We start from the raw sequence: 2,760 nt of genomic DNA, 5'->3' as shown, positions 1-2,760 counted from the left end.
CAAAGCGATGCTGGAAATGCGCAAGATCGTTGTCGCCGACCTCGAAGCTGCGGCGGCAGCGGCGTAAAGCCTCTGCGGCGATCAGCGTTTGACCCGGACATGTCTGCCCTCGGCAGACCCGTACGTTGGGTGGTATGCCCGACGATGCTGCTAGCGCCGGCGGTGAGCCAGACGTCGTATATCTTCGGCCCATCCAATCCGCGAACCAGGTCGATCGGATCGCGCTGGTCGCCGGCCTGGTCGCGGGCGTTCTGTTGGCAGGGCTGGTCGGTTGGCTGGGGTTCCGAGCGTATGAGGCCGACAATCTCGAGGCGCAGCGCAACCTCTTCGTGCAATCAGCTCGCCAGGGCGCGGCGAGCCTCCTAACGGTCGACTATCAGCACGCCGATGCTGACGCGCAACGGATCCTGGACTCTGCGACTGGCAAGTTCTACGACAGCTTCGCGCGCCGCAAGCAGTCATACATCGCCAACGCCCAGCGGATGCGATCCCAGTTGGTAGCCACCGCCACTGACGCTGGGCTGGAATCGCGAAAGGGCGACCAGGGCAAGGTGTTGGTAGCGGTGACCGTGAAGTCGTCGGATCCCGCACAAACCCATCAGGGGCCGCAGTTTTGGCGGATACGGGTCACTGTGAAACAGGAGGGCGATATCGCCAAGGTTTCCGATGTGGTGTTCGTGCCATGACACAATTAAGAGGCGTCAACTGGTCGCGCGTGCTGGTCTACGGCTTGCTTCCTGCGCTTGCACTGCTGCTGGCGATCGCGGCGGGTCTGCTCAAGTGGAACGACTCGTCGGTTCGGAATAACGACCTTGCTCGCAGCCAATCAGTTGCCGCGGCAAGGGATTCCACCGTCGTACTGTTGACGTTCCGCTTCGACACCGTGGATCGTGACGTGGCGGCCGCGCGGCAGCGATTGACCGGCAATTTCCTCGACACCTACACACGGCAGACGCAGGAGGAGCTCATCCCGAATGCGAAAGAAGGACACGTTGTAGCGACGGCCAGGGTTCCCGGGGCGGTGTCGGAGTCGATCATGGACAATCACGCGGTAGTCCTGGTTTTCGTCAACCAGACGATCAAGATCGGTAACTCTGCGCCGGCCGATGCCGACTCCAGTGTCCGGCTCACGCTGGATAAAATTGGCGATCGCTGGCTGGTCTCCGGATTCGACCAATTTTGAGGATTAGGTGATGGTTGGACCCCGCTGGATTGATGTGCATGCTCCCGCCGTAGAGCTGAAGGCCCTGACGTGGGGGCCAGCTGACGGCCCGATTGCGCTGTGCCTGCACGGATTTCCCGATACACCCTACGGGTGGCGTAATGTCGCGCCGCGGCTCGCCGAGGCGGGCTGGCGAGTGGTCGCGCCGTTCATGCGTGGCTACGCGCCCTCGTCGATTCCTTCCGACGGTAGCTATCACATCGGGGCGCTGATGGACGACGCGCTCCAGGTGCGGTCGGCGGCTGGCGGCACCGATCGCGACGTGGTGATCGGCCACGACTGGGGCGGGCTGGCAGCCAGTGGCTTGGCGGCGATTCCGGACAGTCCGTTCGCGAAAGCGGTGATCATGTCGGTCCCTCCGGCTGCGGCGTTTCGTCCATTGGGTGCGCTGCCCGATCGGGCCCGGCTCCTCGCGCAACTCCTACCGCAGCTACTGCGCAGCTGGTACATCAGCTACTTCCAATTACCTTGGCTGCCAGAGCGATCCGCGTCTTGGGTGCTGCCACGGCTGTGGAGACGATGGTCACCGGGTTATGACGCCAAAGAAGATCTGCGCCATGTCGACGCCGCGATCGGGACACCGGAGAGTTGGCGTGCCGCGCTCGGCCCCTACCGGGCCACGATCCGAAACACCCGCCCGCCGACGCGGTACGCCGAATTGCACCGGCATTGGACATCAGCGCCGGCATTGCCGAGCTTGTACTTACACGGACGCGACGACGGTTGCATGACGGCGGCTTTCGCACACTGGGTTCCACGAGCGCTGCCGGACCACAGTGACGTGGCCATCATCGACCATGCCGGACACTTCCTGCAGCTCGACCAGCCGGAGCGCGTTGCCGACCTGATGTTGGGTTTCATCGGCTCGGCTGGGTAGCGGCCGCGACTCGCGGTTGTCAGCGATGGATGCCACACTTAACCATGACTGCAAGTCCGTTCTGTCCGGCTTTTGTGGCCGTCGCGGCTGTACTGGTCGCGGGCGCTGTCGCGCACGCCGACACACTGGATGCCCAGTTTTTGGGGTTGCTATCGAATGATGGGTTGAATGTCGGTCGACCCGATCGCATGATCGCTATTGCGCACGAACGGTGCGACAACGATGGTCTTTCTCGTGCCGATGTGTATAACTTCCGCTTCGGTGGGCACCCGAGCCCGTTCAGGGTCGCCATGTCGAAGATCGCCGGCGAGCTGCAATCGCAAGGCTTAACGGTTGCGCAGGTGCGGCCGTTCATGCAAGACGCCATCACCGTGTACTGCCCCGGTGCGACGAATTGACCGCGCAAGCGCGGGAAGGCGTGTGCCCGAGCAGCTAAGCGTCGTCGTCTTAACTCGCCCTTCGATCGCGCCAATTTGCTTCGCGATCAATCCCGCTACCATCCCACCTCGCAGAGTTACAAGAATTTCAAATGATGGTCGGTGTGGCTGCGTTGGCATTATGCTCCGTGCAGCAAAACGCGTTTGGCGACCAGGGGGCGGGGTGATAACTCGTGAGAAAAACGATTCTGATCATCTTGTTCGGTTTGATCGCCGTATTTGGG

At 62.3% G+C, this 2,760-nt stretch carries 4 protein-coding genes; all 4 read left to right on the top strand.

The genetic code is table 11. The features are described from left to right. Nucleotides 1-134: 134 nt before the first annotated feature. Nucleotides 135-686, top strand: a complete 552-nt coding sequence (locus WBF82_RS13170) for a mammalian cell entry protein (RefSeq protein WP_424383458.1) — start codon at nt 135-137, stop codon at nt 684-686. Then, entirely contained in the window at nt 683-1,183 is a 501-nt protein-coding gene (locus tag WBF82_RS13165) for a hypothetical protein (protein WP_424383457.1), read from the top strand. The genes WBF82_RS13170 and WBF82_RS13165 overlap by 4 nt, the downstream gene beginning before the upstream one ends. Nucleotides 1,184-1,193: 10 nt before the next feature. Continuing rightward, complete coding sequence (locus tag WBF82_RS13160) at nt 1,194-2,099, top strand: alpha/beta fold hydrolase (RefSeq protein ID WP_424383456.1); 906 nt, start codon at nt 1,194-1,196, stop codon at nt 2,097-2,099. A 74-nt stretch (nt 2,100-2,173) separates the two neighbouring features. Beyond that, nucleotides 2,174-2,497, top strand: coding sequence for a DUF732 domain-containing protein (locus WBF82_RS13155; protein ID WP_424383455.1), 324 nt, complete (start codon nt 2,174-2,176; stop codon nt 2,495-2,497). Nucleotides 2,498-2,760: the final 263 nt, after the last annotated feature.

The organism is Mycobacterium sp. (genome assembly GCF_049673265.1).
GTDB lineage: Bacteria > Actinomycetota > Actinomycetes > Mycobacteriales > Mycobacteriaceae > Mycobacterium.
The sequence above is the reverse complement of the archived record's forward strand: the minus strand, read 5'-3'. Positions and strand labels throughout refer to the sequence as shown.